The organism is Limnohabitans sp. (assembly GCF_040401135.1).
Taxonomy (GTDB): Bacteria; Pseudomonadota; Gammaproteobacteria; order Burkholderiales; family Burkholderiaceae_C; genus Limnohabitans.
In genome coordinates, this window is record NZ_JBBAOV010000038.1 from 1 (window position 1) to 22,811 (window position 22,811).

Annotated in this window: 16 protein-coding genes and 1 pseudogene; 9 read left to right on the top strand and 8 right to left on the bottom strand. The window is 56.6% G+C overall.

The window, feature by feature from the left end; translation table 11 throughout:
• Positions 1-411, top strand: a pseudogene (locus ABWP81_RS09995) (iron-containing alcohol dehydrogenase); the annotation flags it as partial.
• Between the two features lie 17 nt (positions 412-428).
• Here ABWP81_RS09995 and trhO read toward each other — a convergent pair.
• From trhO to ABWP81_RS10030, 7 genes are read right to left on the bottom strand one after another with little or no spacing between them, the layout of a single operon-like run.
• Positions 429-1,367: an oxygen-dependent tRNA uridine(34) hydroxylase TrhO gene (gene trhO, locus ABWP81_RS10000; RefSeq protein WP_353141476.1), complete on the bottom strand. Its 939-nt coding sequence runs from the start codon at positions 1,365-1,367 to the stop codon at positions 429-431.
• Positions 1,368-1,393: 26 nt separating this feature from the next.
• A complete protein-coding gene (locus tag ABWP81_RS10005) occupies positions 1,394-1,681 on the bottom strand; it encodes a DUF1330 domain-containing protein (protein ID WP_353141478.1) in 288 nt (95 codons plus the stop codon).
• A gap of 5 nt (positions 1,682-1,686) precedes the next feature.
• Positions 1,687-4,098 (bottom strand): Tex family protein, encoded by a 2,412-nt coding sequence (locus tag ABWP81_RS10010; RefSeq protein WP_353141480.1) that lies wholly within the window; start codon positions 4,096-4,098, stop codon positions 1,687-1,689.
• A 44-nt stretch (positions 4,099-4,142) separates the two neighbouring features.
• Positions 4,143-4,565, bottom strand: a complete 423-nt coding sequence (locus ABWP81_RS10015) for a PaaI family thioesterase (RefSeq protein ID WP_353135821.1) — start codon at positions 4,563-4,565, stop codon at positions 4,143-4,145.
• An 18-nt stretch (positions 4,566-4,583) separates the two neighbouring features.
• The gene (locus ABWP81_RS10020; RefSeq protein WP_353141482.1) at positions 4,584-5,759 is read right to left on the bottom strand and encodes an acetyl-CoA C-acyltransferase; all 1,176 of its coding nucleotides are present in this window, start codon (positions 5,757-5,759) and stop codon (positions 4,584-4,586) included.
• Positions 5,760-5,780: 21 nt separating this feature from the next.
• Positions 5,781-7,880: a 3-hydroxyacyl-CoA dehydrogenase NAD-binding domain-containing protein gene (locus ABWP81_RS10025; protein WP_353141484.1), complete on the bottom strand. Its 2,100-nt coding sequence runs from the start codon at positions 7,878-7,880 to the stop codon at positions 5,781-5,783.
• 28 nt (positions 7,881-7,908) lie between these two features.
• The gene (locus tag ABWP81_RS10030; protein WP_353141486.1) at positions 7,909-9,549 is read right to left on the bottom strand and encodes a 3-(methylthio)propionyl-CoA ligase; all 1,641 of its coding nucleotides are present in this window, start codon (positions 9,547-9,549) and stop codon (positions 7,909-7,911) included.
• A gap of 127 nt (positions 9,550-9,676) precedes the next feature.
• Between ABWP81_RS10030 and ABWP81_RS10035 the strand changes: the two genes are divergently transcribed.
• From ABWP81_RS10035 to ABWP81_RS10060, 6 genes are all read left to right on the top strand, one after another.
• Positions 9,677-11,179, top strand: a complete 1,503-nt coding sequence (locus tag ABWP81_RS10035) for a protein adenylyltransferase SelO (RefSeq protein WP_353141488.1) — start codon at positions 9,677-9,679, stop codon at positions 11,177-11,179.
• Positions 11,176-11,583, top strand: a complete 408-nt coding sequence (gene msrB / locus ABWP81_RS10040) for a peptide-methionine (R)-S-oxide reductase MsrB (protein WP_353141490.1) — start codon at positions 11,176-11,178, stop codon at positions 11,581-11,583. Before ABWP81_RS10035 ends, msrB begins: the two co-directional genes overlap by 4 nt.
• Before the next feature lie 8 nt (positions 11,584-11,591).
• Entirely contained in the window at positions 11,592-12,137 is a 546-nt protein-coding gene (locus ABWP81_RS10045) for a septation protein A (RefSeq protein WP_353141492.1), read from the top strand.
• On the top strand, positions 12,134-12,403 hold the full coding sequence (locus tag ABWP81_RS10050) for a BolA family protein (protein ID WP_353135800.1): 270 nt from the start codon (positions 12,134-12,136) through the stop codon (positions 12,401-12,403). The genes ABWP81_RS10045 and ABWP81_RS10050 overlap by 4 nt, the downstream gene beginning before the upstream one ends.
• Positions 12,404-12,411: 8 nt before the next feature.
• Entirely contained in the window at positions 12,412-13,194 is a 783-nt protein-coding gene (locus tag ABWP81_RS10055) for a peptidylprolyl isomerase (RefSeq protein ID WP_353141494.1), read from the top strand.
• A 66-nt stretch (positions 13,195-13,260) separates the two neighbouring features.
• Positions 13,261-15,258, top strand: a complete 1,998-nt coding sequence (locus ABWP81_RS10060; protein ID WP_353141496.1) for a peptidase U32 family protein — start codon at positions 13,261-13,263, stop codon at positions 15,256-15,258.
• 21 nt (positions 15,259-15,279) lie between these two features.
• Here ABWP81_RS10060 and purL read toward each other — a convergent pair whose 3' ends face one another.
• Entirely contained in the window at positions 15,280-19,281 is a 4,002-nt protein-coding gene (gene purL / locus ABWP81_RS10065) for a phosphoribosylformylglycinamidine synthase (protein ID WP_353141498.1), read from the bottom strand.
• 124 nt (positions 19,282-19,405) lie between these two features.
• Between purL and map the strand changes: the two genes are divergently transcribed.
• Positions 19,406-20,218, top strand: coding sequence for a type I methionyl aminopeptidase (gene map / locus ABWP81_RS10070; protein ID WP_353141500.1), 813 nt, complete (start codon positions 19,406-19,408; stop codon positions 20,216-20,218).
• A gap of 14 nt (positions 20,219-20,232) precedes the next feature.
• Positions 20,233-22,811, top strand: a 2,579-nt coding sequence (locus tag ABWP81_RS10075) for a [protein-PII] uridylyltransferase (RefSeq protein ID WP_353141502.1), incomplete at its 3' end; no start/stop codon positions are given.

Consider the following 22,811-nt stretch of genomic DNA (forward strand, 5'->3'; position numbering starts at 1 on the left):
TTGGGCTGCGTGCATTCGCTCAGCCACAGCTTGGGCGGCGTGAATCCGCGCTTGCACCACGGCACTTTAAATGCGATGTTTTTACCCGCTGTGGTGCGATTCAACGCCGAATCTGAATCCGTGCAAAAAGAGCGCCGCATGCAGCGCATGGCTTATGCGATGGGCTTAGGTGAAATGGGTGGGGCCGTAGCCTCTGCCGCTGCATCGGCACTAGCCGCAGAAGCCATCGCGCAAGCCATTTCCGCCATGAACGCCCGTTTGAATTTGCCCAAAGGCTTGGCTGAGATGGGCGTCACGCCCGATTGCTTTGACCAAGTGATTGCAGGCGCCATGGCCGACCATTGCCACAAAACCAACCCGCGCTTAGCGACGGAACAGAACTATCGCGACATGCTGCACGCGGCGATGTAACGCCAAGCGCCGCCTGGTTATTTCATCTTAGCACCGACATGAATTTCGCCTCGTGCCTCAGCCAGCTCCACTTGGCGTTGCCGCTCCGCCATCTGTGTTTTTTGCAAAGGCGTGCGCTGGTCGTGGCAGTGCTCGCAGCTGACGCCCAACACATAGTGGGCTGATTTTTTGTCATCTTCGCTCAAAGGCCAGCGGCAAGAACGGCACAAGGCATGATGACCCAGGCCCAAGCCATGGCCCACGCTCACGCGTTCGTCGAACACAAAACAATCGCCTTCCCACATGCTTTGATCTGGTGGGATTTCTTCCAAGTATTTGAGGATGCCGCCTTCTAGGTGGTAGACCTCATCAAAGCCACGCATTTTCATGAGCGCGGTCGATTTTTCGCAGCGAATGCCGCCTGTACAAAACATCGCCACTTTGGTTTTTTTTGCAGCCTCGCCATGAAGCGCCTCTTGTGCATCTAGCCATGCAGGCAGTTGTACAAAGTTTTTGAGCTTGGGGTCAATCGCACCCTTGAAGGTGCCAATCGCCACTTCGTAATCGTTGCGGGTGTCGATCACCATCACCTCTGGGTCAGCCAGCAAGGCGTTCCAATCGGCGGGTTTGACGTATTGACCGACTGTTTTGTTGGGGTCTAGCTCGGGCACACGCAGGGTGACGATTTCTTGTTTCAGCCGTACCTTCATGCGCGTGAAAGGTGGCTTTGGGCTCCAAGATTCTTTGTGTGGCAAATCAGAAAAACGCGGATCGGCGTGCAAAAACGCCAGCACGGCACGCACACCCGCCTCTGGGCCCGCAATCGTGCCGTTGATGCCTTCGTGCGCTAGCAGCAAGGTGCCTTTGACGTCATGGGCCTCGCAGCAGGCCAACAAAGGCTGTTGAAGCGCAGCGAAGTCGGGTAGGTCAACGAATTTATAAAGGGCGGCGGTCAGGTAAATGGGGGCAGATTGCATGCCCCGATTATCGTTGCGTCTTGGCGCTAAGCCTCGTAAGTGGTCAGCACCACATCCGCAGCCTCTTGACGTATTGGCAGCAGCGCCTGATAAGCCGCTGAGTTGTGCCAGCTATCGGCATCGACCAGCGAGGGAAAACGAATCACCACGATATCGGCATGTGGGCATTCGCCCGACAGCGCCCTGACTTGGTTGCCGCGAAATACCAGCTCACCGCCAAATGGCGTCAAAGTCGCTAACACTTGGCTGCGGTACTCGGCCCATTTGGTTTCGTTTTTAACGGTCATTTGACCCACAACGTAAGCGTGATTCATAGCGATTACTTCTTTAAACCTTGCAGTTTGGCAAAGGCTGATGCCATAGCCGATCCAGCCGCCGCTTGTGGAGGCGCGGTGTAGTTGCCCCCTCCGCCTCTTTGGCGGTTATCACGCCCTGCATGCTCAAAGCGGTTGTCTGAACGTGCCGAGTTGGGGCCGTCTTTATGGGCTGGGGCAGCATCCATCTTCATGGTCAGGCTGATGCGTTTGCGGGCCACGTCCACTTCCAGCACTTTGACTTTGATGATGTCGCCGGTCTTCACCACTTCACGGGCGTCGGTGATGAACTTGTTGCTGAGTTGGCTAACATGAATCAAACCGTCTTGGTGCACTCCCAAATCGACAAACGCGCCAAAGGCGGCCACGTTGCTGACCGTGCCTTCGAGAATCATGTCGACCTTCAAGTCTTTGATGTCTTCCACGCCGTCTTGTAGCTTGGCCACTTTGAAGTCGGGGCGCGGGTCGCGGCCTGGCTTTTCGAGTTCGCTCAAGATGTCTTTGACGGTGATCACGCCCACGGTATCGTTGGCGAATAGCTCGGGCTTGAGGGTTTTGAGCATGTCGGCGCGGCCCATCAGCTCGGCGACGGGCTTTCCGGTCTGCGCCATGATGCGTTCGACAACAGGGTAGGTCTCAGGGTGAACCGAGGTCATGTCTAGCGGGTTGTCACCACCTCTGATGCGCAAGAAGCCGGCGCTTTGTTCAAACGTTTTTGCACCCAAGCCCGTGACCTTGAGCAACTGTTGGCGGTTGGCAAACGCGCCGTTCGCTTCACGCCAACGCACCACGGCTTTGGCTGTGGTGGTGCTGAGGCCCGACACGCGGGTGAGCAGCGGTACGCTGGCGGTGTTCAGGTCCACGCCCACGGCGTTCACGCAGTCTTCCACCACGGTTTCGAGGCTGCGGGCGAGTTCGCTTTGGTTCACATCGTGTTGGTATTGGCCCACGCCGATGGATTTGGGATCAATCTTGACCAGCTCGGCTAAGGGGTCTTGCAAGCGGCGGGCAATGCTGGCTGCGCCGCGCAGGCTCACGTCCACATCGGGCATTTCGTTGCTGGCGTATTCACTGGCGCTGTACACAGAGGCGCCTGCTTCGCTGACCACCACTTTGTCGATGACCTGGGTTGCGTCGTGTTTGGCCTCAGCATGCTTTGACATGATCTTGACGAGCTCACCCGCCAGTTTGTCGGTCTCGCGGCTGGCTGTGCCGTTGCCAATGGCAATCAGGTTGACACCGTGTTTTTCGGCCAGCTTGGCCAAGGTGTAGAGCGAGCCGTCCCAATCTTTGCGGGGCTCGTGCGGGTAGACGGTAGATGTCTCCACCAGCTTGCCTGTGGCGTCCACGACAGCTACTTTCACGCCGGTACGAATGCCTGGGTCGAGGCCCATCACCACGCGTGGGCCAGCTGGGGCGGCCAACAGCAAGTCGCGCAAGTTGTCGGCAAACACTTTGATGGCGACTTTTTCGGCGTCTTCCCTTAGCCGAGTGAACAGGTCGCGCTCGGTGGACAGGCTGAGCTTCACGCGCCAAGTCCAGGCCACGCATTTTCGAATCAGGTCGTCCCCTGCTCTGTTGGAATGGCTCCAACCGAGGTGCAACGCAATCTTGCCTTCGGCCAAACTGGGTTTGCCGGGCTCTGGCTTGGCATTGACACTCGCCTGCGGCTCGGGCACCACCAGTTTGGCATCGAGCATTTCAAGCGCACGGCCACGAAACACGGCCAAAGCGCGGTGTGATGGGACGCGGCCAATCGGCTCGTCGTAATCAAAGTAGTCGCGGAACTTCGCCACGTCGGGGTTGTTTTCGTCTTTGCCTGGCGCGAGCTTGCTGCGAAACAAACCCTCGGTCCACAGCCATTCGCGCAGGCTTTGAACCAGCGCAGCGTCTTCGGCCCAGCGCTCGCTCAGGATGTCGCGCACCCCGTCGAGCACGGCGGCCACGGTGGTGAAGTCTGCGCCTTCAATCTTGCCAGCGGGAAGAATAAACGCCTCCGCTTCCACATTGGGGTTGAGCGTGGGGTCGGCAAACAGTTTGTCGGCCAGTGGCTCCAAGCCTGCTTCCTTGGCAATCATGCCTTTGGTACGACGCTTGGGTTTGAAGGGCAAATACAAGTCTTCCAGCTCTTGCTTGGTCGGCGCGGCTTCGATGGCGGCCAGCAGATCGGGCGTGAGCTGGCCTTGCTCTTGAATGCTTTTGATCACCGCAGCGCAGCGGTCTTCTAGCTCACGCAAGTAGCTCAGTCGTGCTTCGAGTTCGCGCAGTTGAATGTCGTCCAAGCCGCCAGTGACTTCTTTGCGATAACGGGCAATGAAGGGCACGGTGGCACCTCCGTCGAGCAGCCCTACAGCCGATAGCACTTGGGGCAGGGAAATCTTTATTTCGTCCGCCAGTTGACGGGTAATTTTTTGCATGTTCTCAGTCGCTCGCATTCGTCAAAGCGGGCAATTTTGCCTTACTAGTCTGTAGCCACCTCTTGCAACTCACTTGGCGCAGCATCACGCTTGACGTACTTAAAGGTGGCTGTTGCATGTGCGCAAGCACTACCGGCAGCGTCGAACAAAGTGCCTTCGGTAAAAGCCATGTTGCGGGTGCGATGAATGAGGCGGCCCTTGGCGGTCAGGGTGCCGCTGGCAGGTTGCATGAAGGAGGTTTTCATCTCAATGGTGACCACGCCCATGCCTTTGTCCACGCTGCGGGCTGCCGTGGCTAAGGTCACATCAAGCAACGTCATCACCGCGCCGCCGTGGGTCACATTGAACGAATTCATGTGCTCTGGCTCTGGGGTGTAGCTCAGCTCGGACTGACCGTCGTCAAAAAACACCAGCTCAAAACCCAAATGGTCGACAAATGGGATGTAGGCGCCAAAGCTTTCTTGCATGGTGTTCTCCTTTATTTTTTACAGAACTTCGAAGATACCAGCAGCACCCATGCCGCCGCCAATACACATGGTCACGCATACACGTTTCGCGCCGCGACGTTTGCCTTCGATCAGGGCGTGGCCAGTCAAACGCTGACCGCTCACGCCGTAAGGGTGACCCAAGGCAATCGCGCCGCCGTTAACGTTGAGACGGTCATCTGGAATGCCCAGTTTGTCGCGGCAATAAAGCACTTGCACGGCAAACGCTTCGTTAAGTTCCCACAGGTCAATGTCGTTCACAGTTAGCCCTAAACGTTTGAGCACTTTGGGCACTGCGTACACGGGGCCAATGCCCATTTCGTCAGGTTCGCAGCCTGCTACGGCAAAGCCCAGAAAACGGCCCAGGGGCTTCAAGCCCCGCTTGCTGGCCAGCTCTTCGCTCATCACCACGCAAGCGCCTGCGCCGTCTGAAAACTGGCTGGCGTTACCTGCGGAAATAAGGCCGCCGGGCATAGCGGATTTGAGGTTGGCCAAAGCTTCGGCAGTCGAGCCTTCGCGGATGCCCTCGTCCTTGCTGACCGTGATTTGCTTGGTCATCAAGCCCATCACTTTGTCCGCAATACCAGCCTTGACGGTGATGGCTGCAATTTCTGCATCAAACAGGCCCGCAGACTGCGCGGCAAAGGCGCGTTGTTGGCTGCGTGCGCCATATTCGTCCATGGCTTCACGGCCAATACTGTACTTTTTGGCCACATGTTCGGCGGTTTGCAACATGTTCCAGTACATCTCTGGCTTTTTCTTTTGCAGGGCCAAATCAATCAGCATGTGCTGGTTCATCTCTTGTTGCACGCAGGAGATGCTTTCCACGCCACCGGCCACATACACATCGCCCTCGCCCGCAATGATGCGTTGGGCGGCAGTGGCAATGGTTTGCAAACCGGAAGAGCAAAAACGGTTGATGGTCATGCCCGACACAGACACTGGGCAATCGGCCATGAGCGCAATTTGGCGGGCAATGTTGGTGCCCGTGGCACCTTCGGGCAACGCGCAGCCCATGATGATGTCGTCGACTTCGGCCGCTTCAATGCCGGCGCGTGCAATGGCATGTTTGACGACGTGACCACCCAAGGTTGCGCCGTGGGTCATGTTGAAAGAGCCCTTCCAGCTTTTGGCAAGCGGTGTGCGGGCAGTAGAGACGATGACAGCGTGGGTCATAGGGATTCCTTAATTCTGTGTTCAGTTGAAGGTTTTGCCTTCGGCGGCGAGCTTGGCGAGCAAAGGTGCTGGTTTCCAAAACTCGGCGTCATCGTGTGGGTTGGTGGCAAAGCGCTGCATGGCTTGGACTACGTTGATCAGGCCCAGTTCGTCGGCATAGTTCATGGGGCCACCACGGTAAATGGGGAAGCCATAACCGCTGATGTAGACCATGTCGATATCACTGGCTTTGCTGGCAATGCCCTCTTCCAAGATGTGCGCTGCCTCGTTTACCAAGGCAAAGTTGAGGCGTTGCACAATTTCTTCATCGCTGATCTTGCGAGGTTTGATGCCCAACTCTTCGCGGTGTTTGGCAATCATGGTCTCCACGTCTTTATTGGGGATCGCATCGCGTTTGCCTGGTTTGTAGTCGTACCAGCCAGCGCCCGTCTTCTGACCAAAGCGACCTTGCTCACACAGCAGGTCTGCGGTTTTGCTGTAGCGTCGTGTGGGGTTTTCAAGGTACTGGCGTTTGCGAATGGCCCAACCAATGTCGTTGCCCGCCAAGTCGCTCATGCGGAACGGGCCCATGGCCCAGCCAAATTTTTCAAGGGCGCGGTCTATCTGCACGGGGGTGCAACCTTCGTCCAGCAAGAATCCGGCTTGGCGTGCGTATTGGTCAATCATGCGGTTGCCAATGAAGCCGTCGCAGACGCCCGAAAGAACGGCAATCTTTTTGATTTTCTTGGCCACATCCATCGCGGTGGCCAGCACGTCTTTTGAGGTGTCTTTGCCGCGCACCACTTCAAGTAGCTTCATCACGTTGGCGGGGCTGAAGAAGTGCAGGCCCACCACGTCTTGCGGACGCTTGGTGAAGTGGGCAATTTTGTTGAGGTCGAGCGTGGAGGTGTTGGACGCCAAAATCGCACCTGGCTTCATCACCGCATCGAGTTGCTTAAACACAGCTTCTTTGACGCCCATGTCTTCAAACACTGCTTCAATGACGAGGTCAGCTTGACTGATGTCGTCGTAGCTTAGTGTGGTGCTGAGCAAGGCCATGCGTTCGACCATCTTGTCTTCTTTGAGCTTGCCTTTTTTGACGCGCTCTTCGTAGTTTTTTTGAATGGTGGCCACGCCACGGTCCAAGGCTTCTTGCTTGGTTTCAATCATCTTGACCGCAATGCCAGCGTTCAAAAAATTCATGGCAATGCCGCCACCCATCGTGCCCGCACCAATGACAGCCACCAGTTTGATGTCGCGCACCGGCGTGTCGCTGGGCACATCGGCAATTTTGCTGGCGGCACGCTGCGCGCCAAACAAGTGGCGCAAGGCGCGGCTCTCTGGCGTCCACATGAGGTTGATGAACTGCTCGCGCTCGAACATCATGCCTTCATCAAACTTTTTCTTGGTGGCCATTTCCACGGCGTCCAGCGCTTTGGGTGGTGCGGGGTAGTTTTTGGCCATGCCTTTGACCATGTTGCGGGCGAACTGAAAGTACGCATCACCCATGGGGTGCTTGCATGGCAAGTCGCGCAACTTGGGCAGTGGGCGCACATCGGCCACTTCGCGGGCGTAGGCCAATGCCTCGTCCATCAAGCTTTGGGGCGACACAGACATTTGATCAAACAGCTTTTGATTGGGCAGCATGCTCAGCATGTCGCTTTTAATCGCTTCGCCGCTCACGATCATGTTCAATGCAGGCTCTACGCCCAAGGCACGAGGCAAGCGTTGCGTGCCACCAGCGCCAGGAATGAGGCCCAGCTTGACCTCTGGCATGCTGATGCTGGTGCCAGGTGCGCAAATGCGGTAGTGGCAGCCCAGCGCCAACTCAAGCCCCCCGCCCATCACCACGGTATGCATGGCAGCCACCACAGGCTTGCTGCAGTTTTCTACGCATGAGATGACGCTGAGCAAGTTAGGTTCTTGAAAGGCTTTGGGCGACCCAAACTCGCGCAAGTCAGCGCCGCCCGAAAACGCTTTGCCGTGGCCCGTGATGACCACCGCTTTCACGGCTGCATCGGCCTGGGCGTGAGCAATACCTGCCACAACAGCGCGGCGGGTTTCTAAGCCCATGCCGTTGACAGGCGGGTTGTTCAAAGTAATCACAGCAACATCGCCGTGAACTTGGTAGTCTGCACTCATTGCATTTCCTTCATTAAACGAATTGGGGTTAAGCGCTGGGCAGCTTGTAGTCTTTGAGCTGCTCGCGTAATTTGGTTTTGAGCATCTTGCCGGTTGCACCAATCGGGATGGCATCGACAAACACCACGTCATCTGGAATTTGCCACTTGGCGGTTTTGCCCTCGTAGAAAGCCAGCAATTCTTCTCGGCTCACCAGGGCGTCTGGCTTTTTCACCACCGCCACGATGGGACGTTCGTCCCACTTGGGATGCGCCACACCAATGCAAGCCGCCATGGCCACAGCGGGGTGCGCGACGGCAATGTTTTCAATGTCAATTGAGCTGATCCATTCGCCACCCGACTTGATGACGTCTTTGCTTCGGTCTGTGATTTGCATAAAGCCATCAGCGTCGATGGTGGCCACGTCACCCGTGGGGAACCAGTCTTGCCCGTCTTTGTCTTTCACCAGCGGGTTGCCTTCACCTTTGTAGTAGTTGGCCACCACCCAAGGGCCGCGCACCAACAAGTCGCCATAGGTTTTACCGTCGTGCGGCAGTTCTTCACCTGCTCCGTTGACTATTCGCATGTCCACGCCGTAAATAGCGCGGCCTTGCTTCATTAGCAATTTCATTTGCGCTTCTTTGGGAAGCTTCAGGTGTTTGTTTTTCAAGGTGCACAAAGTGCCCAAGGGGCTGAGTTCGGTCATGCCCCATGCGTGCAGCACTTCTACGTTGTAGTCGTCACGGAAGGCATTAATCATGGCGGGTGGGCAAGCTGAACCGCCAATGACTGTCCGCTTCAGGGTAGAGAACTTCAACGCATTGGGCTTCATGTACGTCAATAACATTTGCCACACGGTCGGAACGCCTGCGGCGTAGGTGACGCCCTCGTTCTCAATCATTTCGTACACCGATTTGCCGTCCATGCCGGGGCCTGGGAACACCAGCTTGGCACCCGTGAGCGCGGCGCTATAAGGAATGCCCCAAGCATTGACGTGAAACATGGGCACCACAGGCAGTATGGCGTCTCGGGCAGAGATGCACATCACATCGGGCAACGCAGCGGCATAAGCATGCAAGGTGGTGGAGCGATGGCTGAACAGGGCGGCTTTGGGGTGGCCCGTGGTGCCGCTTGTGTAGCACATGCTGGACGCGGTGTTCTCGTCAAATACGGGCCATGTGTAACGGGTACTTTGGCCGCCCATCCATGCTTCGTAGCTGATGAGATTGGGTATACCCGTTTCGGCTGGGAGCTTGTCAGCGTCACACATGGCCACCCAGTGTTTGACTGTGGTGCACTTGCTGTGCACGGCTTGGATGATGGGCAAAAACGTCATGTCAAAGCACAGCACTTGGTCTTCGGCATGGTTCGCGATCCATGCTATTTGTTCGGGGTGTAAGCGCGGATTGATGGTGTGCAGCACGCGACCAGAGCCGCTGACCCCAAAGTACAGCTCGAGATGACGATAGCCATTCCAAGCAATGGTGGCCACACGTTCGCTGAAGCCGACGTTCAAACCATCCAGTGCGTTGGCCACTTGTCGAGAGCGTCGTGCCACGTCTGACCAGGTGTAGCGGTGAATGTCACCTTCCACTCGGCGTGATACCACTTCGCTGTCGCCGTGGTGTTTGTCTGCGAAATCGATCAAGCCCGAGATCAACAGGGGTTGGTTCTGCATCAGTCCTAGCATGGTGTCTCCTTGGTACTTTGTTTTTTCGCACGATCGTGCTTTTTTAACTATTGTGCCTAGTCTTTGTGGCGTTTTGCGGAAAGCCCACAAAAAACCAGCCTATGGATAACCCGAGACAATCTAGCTTATGTTGCACTACCCTGACCTTCCAACGGCCAATCTGACATGGCTGCATGTGTCAGAGAATGGATTTGCCTGCCTGGGTGAAGCATTTGCAACGCCCACCGACCCCACGCCTCTGCCAGCCGCTCATTGGGTGGGCTGCAATGATGCGCTACGAATTCAGCTGGGTTTGCCACAAGACCTGTGGCAGCAGCAAGAGACTATCGAGCTGTTCACGGGCAACCGACTGACTGCAGACCACAGCACTTATGCCAGCGTTTACAGCGGGCACCAATTTGGTCAATGGGCAGGCCAGCTAGGCGATGGCCGAGCCCTGAACCTTGGCGCGATTCAAACCCCTGCGGGTTTGCAAGAGCTGCAACTCAAGGGAGCGGGGCCAACGCCTTACTCTCGCCGAGGCGACGGCCGCGCTGTGTTGCGATCAAGCATCCGTGAGTTTTTGGCAAGCGAGGCCATGCGCGGTTTGGGTATTCCCACCACGCGGGCTTTGTGCGTCACGGGCTCACCTGCCCTCGTGCGACGTGAAGAAGTAGAAACAGCGGCGGTGGTCACCCGTGTGGCCCCTAGCTTTGTGCGCTTTGGTCACTTTGAACATTTTTCATCCAACGGCCAAATCGACGAACTGCGGGCCTTGGCTGATCATGTGGTGACAGCACACTTCCCCTTGTTGCAAGACAAGCAAGGCACTGAGCGCTACGTTGCGCTGTTGCACGAGGTGACAAAGCGCACAGCAGATTTGATGGCCCATTGGCAAGCGGTGGGCTTTTGCCACGGCGTTATGAACACAGACAACATGAGCGTGCTGGGACTTACGTTGGACTATGGCCCATTTCAATACCTAGACGGTTTTGACGCCAACCACATTTGCAACCACTCCGACCACCAAGGTCGCTACGCTTATTCAAGGCAGCCGCAAATTGCTTATTGGAATTTGTTTTGCCTAGGCCAAGCCCTGATGCCGTTGATAGACGAACAAGCCCCAGCCTTGGCTGCGCTTGAAAGCTACAAGCAGACATTTCCTGCTGCCATGGACCAAGGCATGCGCAACAAGCTAGGCGTGAGCGGCGCGCACGAGGGCGACCGCGCTTTGGTGGAAGACCTGCTTCAAGTCATGCAGCAAGACCGTGTGGACTACACCCTGTTTTGGCGTCGCTTGAGCGTGGCCGTTCGCGAGTCGGCGCACAGCACGCATGCATTTGCGCCTGTGCGAGACCTGTTCATGCACCGCGAGAGGTTCGATACGTGGTGTGCGCGGTACCTAGAACGCTTGGGCGCAAACAACCGCCAAGCCACAGGCGACGCCATGCTTCGCGCCAATCCCAAATACATTTTGCGCAACCACTTGGGCGAACTGGCCATTCGCCAGGCCAAAGCAGGCAACTTTGCGATGGTGCAAGACCTTTTGCAAGTGCTGCACGCCCCGTTTGACGAACACCCCACTTATGAGGCGTGGGCTGGCCTTGCGCCAGAATGGGCCTCTTCCATCGAAATCAGCTGCTCCTCATGACCATCCAAAAAACTGAACAAGAATGGCGCGCCTTGCTCGCCTCCAAGAACGCAGAGCCTGTGGCCTATGACGTCACGCGCAAAGCGGCCACCGAGCGGCCCTTCACTGGCAAATACGAAGACCATTGGGAGAGTGGCAGCTACCACTGCATTTGCTGTGACGCCAAACTGTTTGACGCGTCCACCAAATTTGATGCGGGTTGCGGCTGGCCAAGCTTTCACACCGCGGCCAGTGAGCAAGCCATTGCCGAACACCGCGACATGAGCCTCGGCATGGTGCGCGTAGAAACCGTGTGCAGCCAATGTGGCGCTCATTTGGGCCATGTGTTCAACGACGGACCCGCTCCTACAGGCCTTCGCTACTGCATGAACTCAGCTTCGTTAGACTTCGTGTCAAACAATTAATTGCCTTTATGAAATTACTGCTCGACTTCTTCCCCATCATTCTGTTTTTTGTCACCTTTAAAACTTGGGGAATCATGGCTGCCACGGCTGTCGCCATTGCAGCCACGGTGCTGCAAATCGGCTATTTGTGGCGCAAAAACGGATTTGTTGAGCCCATGCAATGGGTCAGCTTGGGCGTCATCGTGGTGTTTGGTGGGGCGACGCTGCTCACCCAAGACGAAACCTTCATTAAATGGAAGCCCACTGTGCTTTATTGGCTGATGGCCAGTGCTTTGTGGTTGGGCCACTACGTGTTCAAACGCAACTTTATTCATAAGCTCATGAGCGCTCAGGTAGAGTTGCCCCCGCCCGCTTGGGGGGTGTTACTGCACAGTTGGGCATCCTTCTTTGCCGTCATGGGCTGCCTTAATATTTGGGTGGCCGATCACTTTGACACCGACACTTGGGTGAGCTTCAAACTCTTTGGTGGTTTGGGCCTGATGTTGGTGTTTGTGGTGGCGCAAGGCCTCTACATGAGCCGCTTCATCAAAGACAAACCTGAGGACCAAACATGAACATCACCTCACAAGCGCTGACCGAGAGATTACAGGCGTGTTTAAGCCCTGATTTTGTGGAAGTCATTGACGAAAGCGCGTCGCATGCAGGCCACATGGGCGCCGATGACAGCGGCTTTGGCACGCACTTTCGGGTACGCATTCAAAGTGACATCTTCACTGGTAAATCCCGCGTTTCGCGCCATCGCCTTGTGTATGATGCATTGCAAGAATATATCGATCAAGGCTTGCATGCCTTGGCCATTGAAGTCATTGAAACCCCCTGAGACCTGACATGAAAAAACAATTGATTTGTACCGTTGTGGCAGCCGCTGTGCTGACAACTTTAAGCCTTAGCGCCACCGCACAAAACATCGCCATCGTCAACGGTAAAGCTGTGCCCACTGCGCGCGTTGAAGCATTGGCCCAGCAAGTGGCCCGCTCTGGTCGCCCTATCACACCTGATGTGGAAGCTCAAATTAAAGAAGAAGTTATCGCACGAGAAATCTTCATGCAAGAAGCGCAAAAACGCGGCTTGGATGCCACCCCCGAATACAAAACACAAATCGAGCTGGCACGTCAAACTATTCTGATCCGCGAGTTGTTTGCTGAATTCCAAAAAACCTCAGCTGTGACAGACGCCGACGTGCAAGCTGAATACGACAAGTTCGTGGCAGCCAACGGTGGCAAAGAATACCGTGCTCGCCACATCTTGGTCGAAACGCAGGCGCAAGCGGATGCCATCTTGGCAAGCTTGAAAAAAGGCGGAAAGTTTGAAGACATCGCCAAGAAACAATCCAAAGACCCAGGTTCGGGTGCAAACGGCGGCGACCTCGATTGGGCAGCTTCTGGCAACTACGTCAAAGAGTTCTCTGACGCCATGGTTTCTTTGAACAAAGGGCAACTGTCTGCCCCTGTTAAAAGCCAGTTTGGTTTCCACATCATCCGTTTGGACGACGTGCGTGAAGCCCAGTTGCCTAAGATTGAAGACGTGAAACCACAAATCGTGCAACAAATGACACAACAGCGTATGGCCTCGTTCCAACAAGAACTACGCGCCAAGGCCAAGGTCGAATAACTCTGTCTTTGCATCAAACATACAGCGGCCTTCGGGCCGCTTTTGTTTTTTAAGATAATTCACGTCATGTCTTTGCTTAACCACCAACTCGAACTTCTCTCGCCCGCGCGTGACGCTGACATCGGCATCGCCGCAATTCACCACGGTGCAGATGCTGTGTACATTGGCGCTCCCGCCTTTGGCGCGCGCGCCAACGCGATCAACACGCTGCAAGACATCGAGCGTTTGTGCAAAGAAGCGCACCGCTTCAACAGCAAAATCTTCATCACCCTCAACACCATCTTGCGTGACGATGAGTTAGAGGCCGCCCAGAAAATGGCGTGGGACGTGTACCACGCAGGCGCAGACGTGCTGATCGTGCAAGACATGGGTTTGTTAGAGCTGGATTTGCCGCCTATCCAGTTGCATGCCAGCACACAAACCGATATTCGCACGCCAGAGAAAGCCCGCTTTATGCAAGACGTGGGCTTCTCACAAATCGTGTTGGCGCGCGAGCTGACGCTGCCGCAAATCAAAGCCATCCATGATGTGCTCGATACCGATCGCTGCAAGCTTGAGTTCTTTGTGCACGGCGCGTTGTGCGTGGCCTATAGCGGCCAGTGCTTCATCAGCCATGCCCACACAGGCCGCAGCGCCAACCGCGGCGATTGCAGCCAAGCCTGCCGCCTGCCTTATCACGTCACAGACGCTGATGGCCGCTTTATTGCGCATGACAAGCATGTGCTCTCGATGAAAGACAACAACCAAAGCGACAACCTTGCAGCCTTGGTCGATGCGGGCGTTCGAAGCTTCAAAATTGAAGGCCGTTACAAAGACATGGCCTATGTGAAAAACATCACTGGCCACTACCGCGTGTTGATGGACGAGCTGATCGAGGCGCGCCAATATTCGGCAGACCCCGAGCGTCCCCCGCTCAGCCGCGCATCGAGCGGCAACACCACGCTGTACTTCACGCCCAACCCCGAACAAAACTTCAACCGCGAGTTCACCGACTACTTTGTGCAAGGCCGCAAAGAGGACATTGGCGCGTTTGACTCACCCAAGAATCCAGGCATCGTGCTGGGCGAAGTGATGGGCACAGGCCCCAACTGGCTTGAAGTTCAGCCCTATGACAAAGCCACGGTGATGCACAACGGCGACGGCCTGTGCTACTACAACCTGCAAAAAGAACTGGTAGGTGTGGCCATCAACCGCGCAGAGCCTAGCCAGAAAAAAGGTGTTTGGCGCTTGTTCCCCAAAGACCCCATCGAGGGCTTCCGCGATTTGCGTGCCGGCATGGTCATCAACCGTAACCGCGACATGGACTGGGTGCGTGGCCTTGAGAAAAATTCAAGTGAACGTCGCATGGGCGCATGGGTTGAGTTTGCAGAAACACCGCAAGGATTTGTACTCAAGCTCACCGATGAAGACGGCCACACCGCCAGCGCCACCCTCGCCTGCCATAAAGAACTCGCCAAAGACGCGGTGCGCAATGACGCCAGCCTGCGCGAGCACCTCAGCAAGTTGGGTGCAACATCGTTTGAAGTGACTCATCTGCAACTCAACCTCAGCCAGCCTTGGTTTGTGCCCGCCTCCGCCATCAACGCTTTGCGCCGCGATGCGACTGAACAGTTGGAGCAAGCCCGCCTTGCTGCCTACCAACGCCCCCAACGCGCAGCTGCTACAGAGCCCGCGGTGAGCTACCCCGAAGACTCGCTCACATATTTAGCCAACATCTATAACCAGAAAGCGCATGACTTCTACGCCAAGCATGGCGTTAAGGTGATTGAAGCTGCTTATGAAAGCCACGAAGAGTTAGGTGAAGCCAGCCTGATGATCACCAAACACTGCGTGCGCTTCAGCATGAGCCTGTGCCCCAAGCAAGCCAAGGGTGTGACGGGCGTGCAAGGCACGGTCAAAGCCGAGCCGCTGATGCTGATCAACGGCAGCGAAAAACTCACCCTGCGCTTTGACTGCAAACCGTGTGAGATGCATGTGGTGGGCAAGATGAAAAAGTCGGTGCTCAACCAACGCGTCAAAGAGATGACTGAGTCGCCGATCTCTTTTTACAAAACGCGTCTATAAGAAAAAAACCGCAGCCTTGAATCAACCGACCCACTGACGCGCATTGCGCCACATGCGCATCCAAGGGCTGAACGCATCCACGCCACCCGAGGCGGCAAGGTCGGTCCAGCTCATCTGCACGTTGCGAAACACGCGCTCGGGGTGCGGCATCATGGCGGTGAAGCGGCCGTCGGCTGTGGTGACCGAGGTCAAGCCACCGGCACTGCCGTTGGGGTTGAACGGATAGGCTTCGGTCGCTGCACCGTGGTTGTCTACAAATCGCATGACGGGCAGCACTTTGGCGGCGTTGCCGCGTTGACTGAAGTTGGCAAAGCCTTCACCGTGCGCCACGGCAATGGGCATGCGTGTGCCTGTCATGCCAGCGAAGAACAGAGAAGGAGACTCCAACACCTCCACCATGCTCAGACGCGCTTCAAAGCGCTCGCTTTGGTTGGTGGTAAAGCGTGGCCAGTGTTCAGCGCCGGGGATGATGTCGGCCAGCTCGGCAAACATTTGGCAGCCGTTACACACGCCCAAACCGAAGGTGTCGGTGCGTGCAAAGAACTGCTGCATTTGCTCAGACAACACGGGGTTGAACGTGATGCTGCGTGCCCAGCCAATGCCTGCGCCCAAGGTGTCGCCATAGCTAAAGCCGCCGCAGGCCACCAAGCCTTTGAAGTCTTGCAGCTTGGCGCGGCCTGTTTGCAGGTCGGTCATGTGCACGTCGTAGGCGTCAAAACCAGCCTCGGCAAATGCGTAGGCCATTTCGACGTGTGAGTTCACGCCTTGCTCGCGCAACACGGCCACTTTGGGTTTGGCGGCCACGTTGATGAACGGCGCTGCCACGTTGTCCATCACACCCGCTGGCAAATGCACGTGCATGCCGGGGTTGGTCACGTCGCCAGTGTTGGCGTGTTCGGCATCGGCGCAGGCGGGGTTGTCGCGTTGTTGGCAAATTTTCCAGCTCACGTTGTCCCAAACCTGGTGTAGGTCGGCCAGCTTGGCGGTGAACACTTCTTTGGCGTCGCGCCAAACGCTGATGGCGCCTTTGCCGTAGTCCAACGCAGCCGATGCAGGACGCGTTTTGCCCACAAAGTGGCTGTGCTTGGACAAGCCATGTTCGCGCAAGGTTTGCATCACCTCGTTGCGCTCAGACGTGCGCACTTGCAACACCACGCCCAACTCTTCGTTGAACAGGGCTTGCAAGGTCAACTCCTCGCGACGGGCGCTGACTTGTGAGGCCCAGTTTTTGGTGTCGCCGTATTCAGCGCGGCTGTCGTGGATGCCGTCGCCTTCGGTGATCAGCATGTCCACATTCAGCGCCACACCTACTTGGCCAGCAAAGGCCATTTCGCACACGGCGGCGATCAAGCCACCGTCGCTGCGGTCGTGATACGCCAAGATCTTGCCTTGCGCGCGCAAGGCGTTGACAGCATTGACGAGCTTGACCAAGTCTTGCGCGTCGTCTAGGTCTGGTACTTGGTCGCCTGCTTGGTTGAGGACTTGGCCCAAGATGCTGCCGGCCATGCGACGCTTGCCCTCGCCTAACTGCACCAACACCAAGGTGGTGTCTTCGGTGTTGTTGAGCTGTGGCGTGAGTGTGCCGCGTACATCAGCGATGGACGCAAATGCGCTGATGATCAGGCTCACAGGCGAGGTAACTTTTTGGGTCTCGCCGTCTTCGGTCCATTGCGTGCGCATCGACAAGCTGTCTTTGCCCACGGGGATGGAAATGCCTAAGGCTGGGCACAGCTCCAAGCCCACGGCTTTGACGGTGTCGAACAAGGCAGCGTCTTCACCCGCTTCACCGCAAGCGGCCATCCAGTTGGCGCTGAGCTTGACGCGGGGCAGTTCAAACGGTGCGGCGAGCAAGTTGGTAATGGCCTCGGCCACGGCCATACGGCCAGACGAGGGTGCGTCGAGCGATGCCAGCGGCGTGCGCTCACCCATGCTCATGGCTTCACCCGCGAAGCCTTGGTAGTCGGCCAAGGTCACGGCCACGTCGGCCACCGGCACTTGCCATGGGCCGACCATTTGGTCGCGGTGCGTCAGGCCACCCACGGCGCGGTCGCCGATGGTGATGAGGAATCGTTTGCTTGCCACGGTGGGGTGGCTCAACACGTTGATGACAGACTCTTGCAAGCTCACGCCTGTCAGGTCCATGGGCGTGCTCACACGTTCCACGCGTGTCACGTCGCGGTGCATTTTGGGTGGTTTGCCCAGCAGCACGTTCATGGGCATGTCAACGGGCTGCACAGAAGTGCCCTCGTCGACCAAGGTCAGGTGGCGTTCTTCGGTGGCGACGCCCACCACGGCAAACGGGCAACGCTCACGCTCGCAGAAGGCTTTGAATTGCTCGAGTGACTCTGGCGCAATCGCCATCACGTAGCGCTCTTGGCTTTCGTTCGACCATATTTCTTTGGGGGCCAAGCCAGATTCTTCAAGGGGAACGGCACGCAAATCAAAGCGTGCGCCGCGGCCTGCGTCGTTGGTCAGCTCGGGAAAAGCGTTGGACAAACCGCCCGCGCCCACATCGTGAATCGCGAGGATGGGGTTGTTCTTGCCTTGCGCCCAGCAATGGTTGATCACCTCTTGCGCACGGCGCTCAATCTCAGGGTTGCCGCGTTGCACCGAATCAAAGTCCAGCTCGGCCGCGTTGGTGCCGCTGGCCATCGAGCTGGCGGCGCTGCCGCCCATGCCAATGCGCATGCCGGGGCCGCCGAGTTGAATCAACAAGCTGCCTGCGGGGAACTCAATCTTTTTGGTTTGTTCGCTGTCAATCACGCCCAAGCCGCCGGCGATCATGATGGGCTTGTGGTAGCCGCGTGTCACGCCTGCCACCTCTTGCTCGTACTCGCGGAAGTAGCCGGTCAGGTTAGGACGGCCAAACTCGTTGTTGAACGCCGCGCCACCCAAGGGGCCTTCGGTCATGATTTGCAAAGCGCTGGCCATGTGCGATGGGCGGCCCAGTTCGCTGCCCCAAAGCTTTGACACGGTGAAGCCAGACATGCCGGCCTTGGGCTTGGAGCCACGGCCTGTGGCCCCTTCGTCGCGAATCTCGCCGCCGTTGCCAGTGGACGCGCCTGGGTAAGGCGAAATAGCAGTGGGATGGTTGTGGGTTTCGACCTTCATCAACACATGGTTGGTGGCGGATACTTTTTCGTACTGAGGTAGGTCTTTGCCATTGTTGGCGGCTTGGAAACGCTGGACCTCGTGGCCTTGCATGATGGAGGCGTTGTCTGAGTAAGCCACCACCGTATATTGCGGGCTGGTCTTCTCGGTGTGGCGAATCATGCCAAACAAGCTGTGCGCTTGCGCTTGGCCGTCGATGGTGAACTCGGCATTGAAAATCTTATGGCGGCAGTGCTCGCTGTTAGCTTGCGCGAACATCATCAGCTCCACATCGGTGGGGTTGCGCTTGAGCTGGGTAAAGGCGTTCACCAAATACGCAATTTCGTCCTCGGCCAAGGCCAAGCCCCAGCGCTTGTTGGCGTCATGCAAAGCGGCCTCGCCGCCACCCAGCACATCGACTTGTTCCATCGGTGCAGCGTGCAGCTCGGTGAACAGGCCCATCGCCTCGTCACGTGTGCGCATGACAGACTCGGTCATGCGGTCATGCAACACGTCGGCCACAGCGGCCAGTTGTTCGGGCGTGAGTGTGGCTTTGCTGAGCAAACCGTTTTTGAGCTGAATGTGGAACTCGGTGATGCGCTCAATGCGCTTGAGCTGCAAACCGCAGTTGTGCGCAATGTCAGTCGCCTTAGACGCCCAAGGCGATACCGTGCCAAACCGTGGTGTGACCACCAGCAAAGTGCTTGAGGTAACTGATGGGGCCGCGTGTGCGGGCTCGCCGTAGTTCAGCAAGGCTGACAGCGTTTGCTGTTGCGCGGTATCCAACGTGGACTCGGTCGCGGCCAAGTGCACAAAGCGAGCCCTCAACCCTTGGATTTGCGGGGAGATTGCCGCCAAACGGGGCAAGAGCTGTTGAACACGGAAATCGCTGAGGGCGTTGCCGCCTTCGAAAATGCTGAGGTGCAGGGACAAGAGTGAGCCTTGAGAAAAAGACGGAAATCGAATCGAGCCGGGCCGCTGACTGGGGCTGATCGGCAAAGGCTAGATTTTACGTGTCGATGGGAGATGTTTTGTACACAAATGGGATAATCCAGCCATGACCATCTCCATCAAAGACGCCCCAGGCGCTCAAGGCATGCGCATCGCGGGCAAACTGGCCTCCGAAGTACTCGACTTCATTACCCCGCACGTGGTGCCGGGCGTGACGACCAACCAACTAGACAAGCTCTGCTACGACTACATCACGCAAGTTCAGCAGGCCATTCCCGCCCCGCTCAACTACAACCCCAGCGGTGACAACCCTTATCCCAAGTCGATCTGCACCTCGATTAACCATCAGGTGTGCCACGGCATTCCGAACGACAAACCTTTGAAAAAGGGTGACACCGTGAACATCGACATCACCGTCATCAAAGATGGTTGGCATGGCGACACCAGCCGCATGTTTTCTGTCGGCGAGGTCTCCATCGCGGCCAAGCGTTTGTCTAAGTTGACATACGAAGCCATGTGGCACGGTATCGTCAAGGTCAAGCCCGGCGCGCGTTTGGGCGACATTGGTTTTGCCATTCAACGCTTTGCTGAGAGCCATGGTTTTTCGGTGGTGCGCGAATTTTGCGGACATGGCATTGGCCAGGTTTTCCACGAAGAGCCACAGGTGCTGCACTACGGCAAAGCGGGCACAGGTGAAACGCTGCAGACCGGCATGACCTTCACCATCGAGCCCATGATCAACGCGGGCAAAAAAGATATCAAAGAGTTGGGCGACGGCTGGACCATCGTTACACGCGATCACTCTTTGTCAGCCCAGTGGGAGCACACCATCCTCGTCACACCGACGGGCTACGAGGTGTTGACCTTGTCGGAGGGCAGCCCCGCCTTACCCGACTTTGTGACCACCACCTGCTGTTAAAAGAACCCCCCGCAATGAACGCCTTGGCTAACCTTTACCGAAAGGACAAGGCGGCATTGCTGCTGGCCGCGTCCAGCTCTACCACCCCACGTAGCGTGAAAACCTTGTTGTACAAGCTGTGCAGCATGACCGACGACACCTTGCGCACGCTGTGGGATGAGGCGGGCTTTGATAACAAACTGTGTCTGGTCGCTGTGGGCGGCTATGGTCGTGGCGAGTTGTACCCCTATTCAGACGTGGATGTGTTGTTGCTCATGCCCGACGGCACGTCGCCTGAGAAGGATGAAACGCTCAAAGCAAAGATTGAACAGTTCATCGGCAGCTGCTGGGACACAGGCCTAGAAACAGGCTCCAGCGTGCGCACTGTGACCGAGTGCGTGCAAGAAGCCTCCGCCGACATCACCATTCAAACCTCGCTGCTGGAAGCTCGCTTTTTGGTGGGCAGTGTGAAGCTGTTCAAAACCTTCCAAAAACAATACGTGCAAGCGCTTGACCCCAAAGCTTTTTTCTTGGCCAAAACAGCAGAGATGCGCCAACGCCATGTGAAGTTTGAGAACACGCCTTATTCACTTGAGCCCAACTGCAAAGAGTCACCCGGCGGCTTACGCGACTTGCAAGTGGTGTTGTGGGTTGCCAAAGCGGCGGGCTTGGGGGACAGCTGGGAAAGCTTGGGGCGCAAAGGTTTGGCCACAGACTTTGAGGTCAAACAACTCAAGCGCAACGAAGATGCCCTGGCCCTCATTCGCACACGCTTGCATTTGGCTGCCAAGCGCCGTGAAGACCGCTTGGTGTTTGACTTGCAACATGCCGTGGCCCAAAGTTTGGGACTAGGCGTGGAGGAAGACGGCACGCTCAACGCACGCATGGCCAGCGAAGCGTTGATGAAGCGCTACTACTGGGCTGCCAAAGCGGTGACGCAACTCAACCAAATTTTGCTGCTCAATATTGAAGAGCGCCTGAACGGCAACACGCAAGTGCTGCAACCGATCAACGAACGCTTTGCCGAAAAAGCCGGCATGCTAGAAGTGGTGAGTGATGAGGTGTATGTGAACGAACCGCATGCTATTTTGGAAACATTTTGGCTTTACGAATCAACACCAAGCATCAAAGGTTTATCAGCGCGCACCTTGCGTGCGCTCTACAACGCACGTGGTTTGATGAATGCGAAATTTCGCCAAGATCCCGTCAATCGAGAAATGTTTCTGCGTATTTTGCAAGCGCCAGCTGGCATCACGCACGCCATGCGTTTGATGAACCAAACCTCGGTTCTAGGCCGCTACCTCTGGCCCTTCCGCCGCATCGTAGGGCAAATGCAGCATGACTTGTTTCACGTCTACACGGTGGACCAACACATCTTGATGGTGCTTCGCAATGTGCGCCGCTTCTTCATGGCTGAGCACGCACACGAGTATCCGTTTTGTTCACAACTGGCCGCTGGTTGGGACAAGCCTTGGGTTTTGTTGGCGGGTGCACTGTTTCACGACATTGCCAAAGGCCGGGGTGGCGACCACTCTCAACTGGGGCGTGGCGAGGTTCGCAGATTTGCACTTGATCACCGCATTGGTAAAGAAGATGCAAAGCTCATCGAGTTCTTGGTGGCAGAGCATTTGACGATGAGCCACATTGCCCAAAAACAAGACTTGAGCGACCCCGACATCATTCAAGCCTTTGCCCATCGTGTGGGCAACGAGCGCAACCTCACCGCGTTGTACTTGCTCACTGTGGCCGACATTCGCGGCACCAGCCCCAAGGTATGGAACGCGTGGAAAGGCAAACTGCTCGAAGACCTCTACCGCTACACCTTGCGTGCTTTGGGTGGCCGTGCGCCCGATGCAGACGCTGAGGTTGAAATTCGAAAAACCGATGCCCTTACCCTGCTTGCACTTAACGCGCTGCCGTTTGAAGCGCACAAAGACTTGTGGGCTACCTTGGACGTGGGTTACTTCATGCGCCATGAAGCCGCAGACATTGCGTGGCACACGCGGCAGCTATCGCGCGGCCTGTCTATCGCCAAAACGCAAAACATAGCCATGGATGTGACGGTGCGTGCACGCTTGTCGCCCGTAGGCGAAGGATTGCAGGTGATGGTGTACTCGCCCGACCAACCCGATTTGTTTGCCCGTATCTGTTTCTACTTTGACCAAGCGGGATTCAATATTTGGGATGCCAAAGTGCATACCGCCAGCAATGGCTTTGCGCTAGATACCTTCCAAGTTGCAAGCACACATCTTGCCGAGCACTACCGTGATCTGATCAACCTGGTGGAAACCGGTTTGACAGAGACCATCACGCAGGCCAAGCCACTGCCAAGCGTTGGCAAAGGCCGTGCGTCACGCCGTGTCAAGAGCTTCCCCATCGCGCCCCGCGTGAGTTTGCAGCCTGATGAGCGTGCCCAAAAGTGGCTGCTGAGTATCTCGGCCAGCGATCGTGTGGGCTTGCTTTACAGCGTGGCGCGTGTGCTGGCCAACCACAAGGTGAACTTGCTGCTGGCCAAAATCAGCACCTTGGGCGAACGTGTGGAAGACACCTTCTTGATTGACGGCGCAGCTTTGCAGCAAAACAAAGCGCAGTTGGAGATTGAGACTGAGTTGTT

Coding starts and splice junctions, on each gene's coding strand:
- trhO (WP_353141476.1), bottom strand. CDS start 1,367: ATGCAATCTGCCCCCATTTACCTGACCGCCGCCCTTTATAAATTCGTT.
- ABWP81_RS10005 (WP_353141478.1), bottom strand. CDS start 1,681: ATGAATCACGCTTACGTTGTGGGTCAAATGACCGTTAAAAACGAAACC.
- ABWP81_RS10010 (WP_353141480.1), bottom strand. CDS start 4,098: ATGCAAAAAATTACCCGTCAACTGGCGGACGAAATAAAGATTTCCCTG.
- ABWP81_RS10015 (WP_353135821.1), bottom strand. CDS start 4,565: ATGCAAGAAAGCTTTGGCGCCTACATCCCATTTGTCGACCATTTGGGT.
- ABWP81_RS10020 (WP_353141482.1), bottom strand. CDS start 5,759: ATGACCCACGCTGTCATCGTCTCTACTGCCCGCACACCGCTTGCCAAA.
- ABWP81_RS10025 (WP_353141484.1), bottom strand. CDS start 7,880: ATGAGTGCAGACTACCAAGTTCACGGCGATGTTGCTGTGATTACTTTG.
- ABWP81_RS10030 (WP_353141486.1), bottom strand. CDS start 9,549: ATGCTAGGACTGATGCAGAACCAACCCCTGTTGATCTCGGGCTTGATC.
- ABWP81_RS10035 (WP_353141488.1), top strand. CDS start 9,677: ATGTTGCACTACCCTGACCTTCCAACGGCCAATCTGACATGGCTGCAT.
- msrB (WP_353141490.1), top strand. CDS start 11,176: ATGACCATCCAAAAAACTGAACAAGAATGGCGCGCCTTGCTCGCCTCC.
- ABWP81_RS10045 (WP_353141492.1), top strand. CDS start 11,592: ATGAAATTACTGCTCGACTTCTTCCCCATCATTCTGTTTTTTGTCACC.
- ABWP81_RS10050 (WP_353135800.1), top strand. CDS start 12,134: ATGAACATCACCTCACAAGCGCTGACCGAGAGATTACAGGCGTGTTTA.
- ABWP81_RS10055 (WP_353141494.1), top strand. CDS start 12,412: ATGAAAAAACAATTGATTTGTACCGTTGTGGCAGCCGCTGTGCTGACA.
- ABWP81_RS10060 (WP_353141496.1), top strand. CDS start 13,261: ATGTCTTTGCTTAACCACCAACTCGAACTTCTCTCGCCCGCGCGTGAC.
- map (WP_353141500.1), top strand. CDS start 19,406: ATGACCATCTCCATCAAAGACGCCCCAGGCGCTCAAGGCATGCGCATC.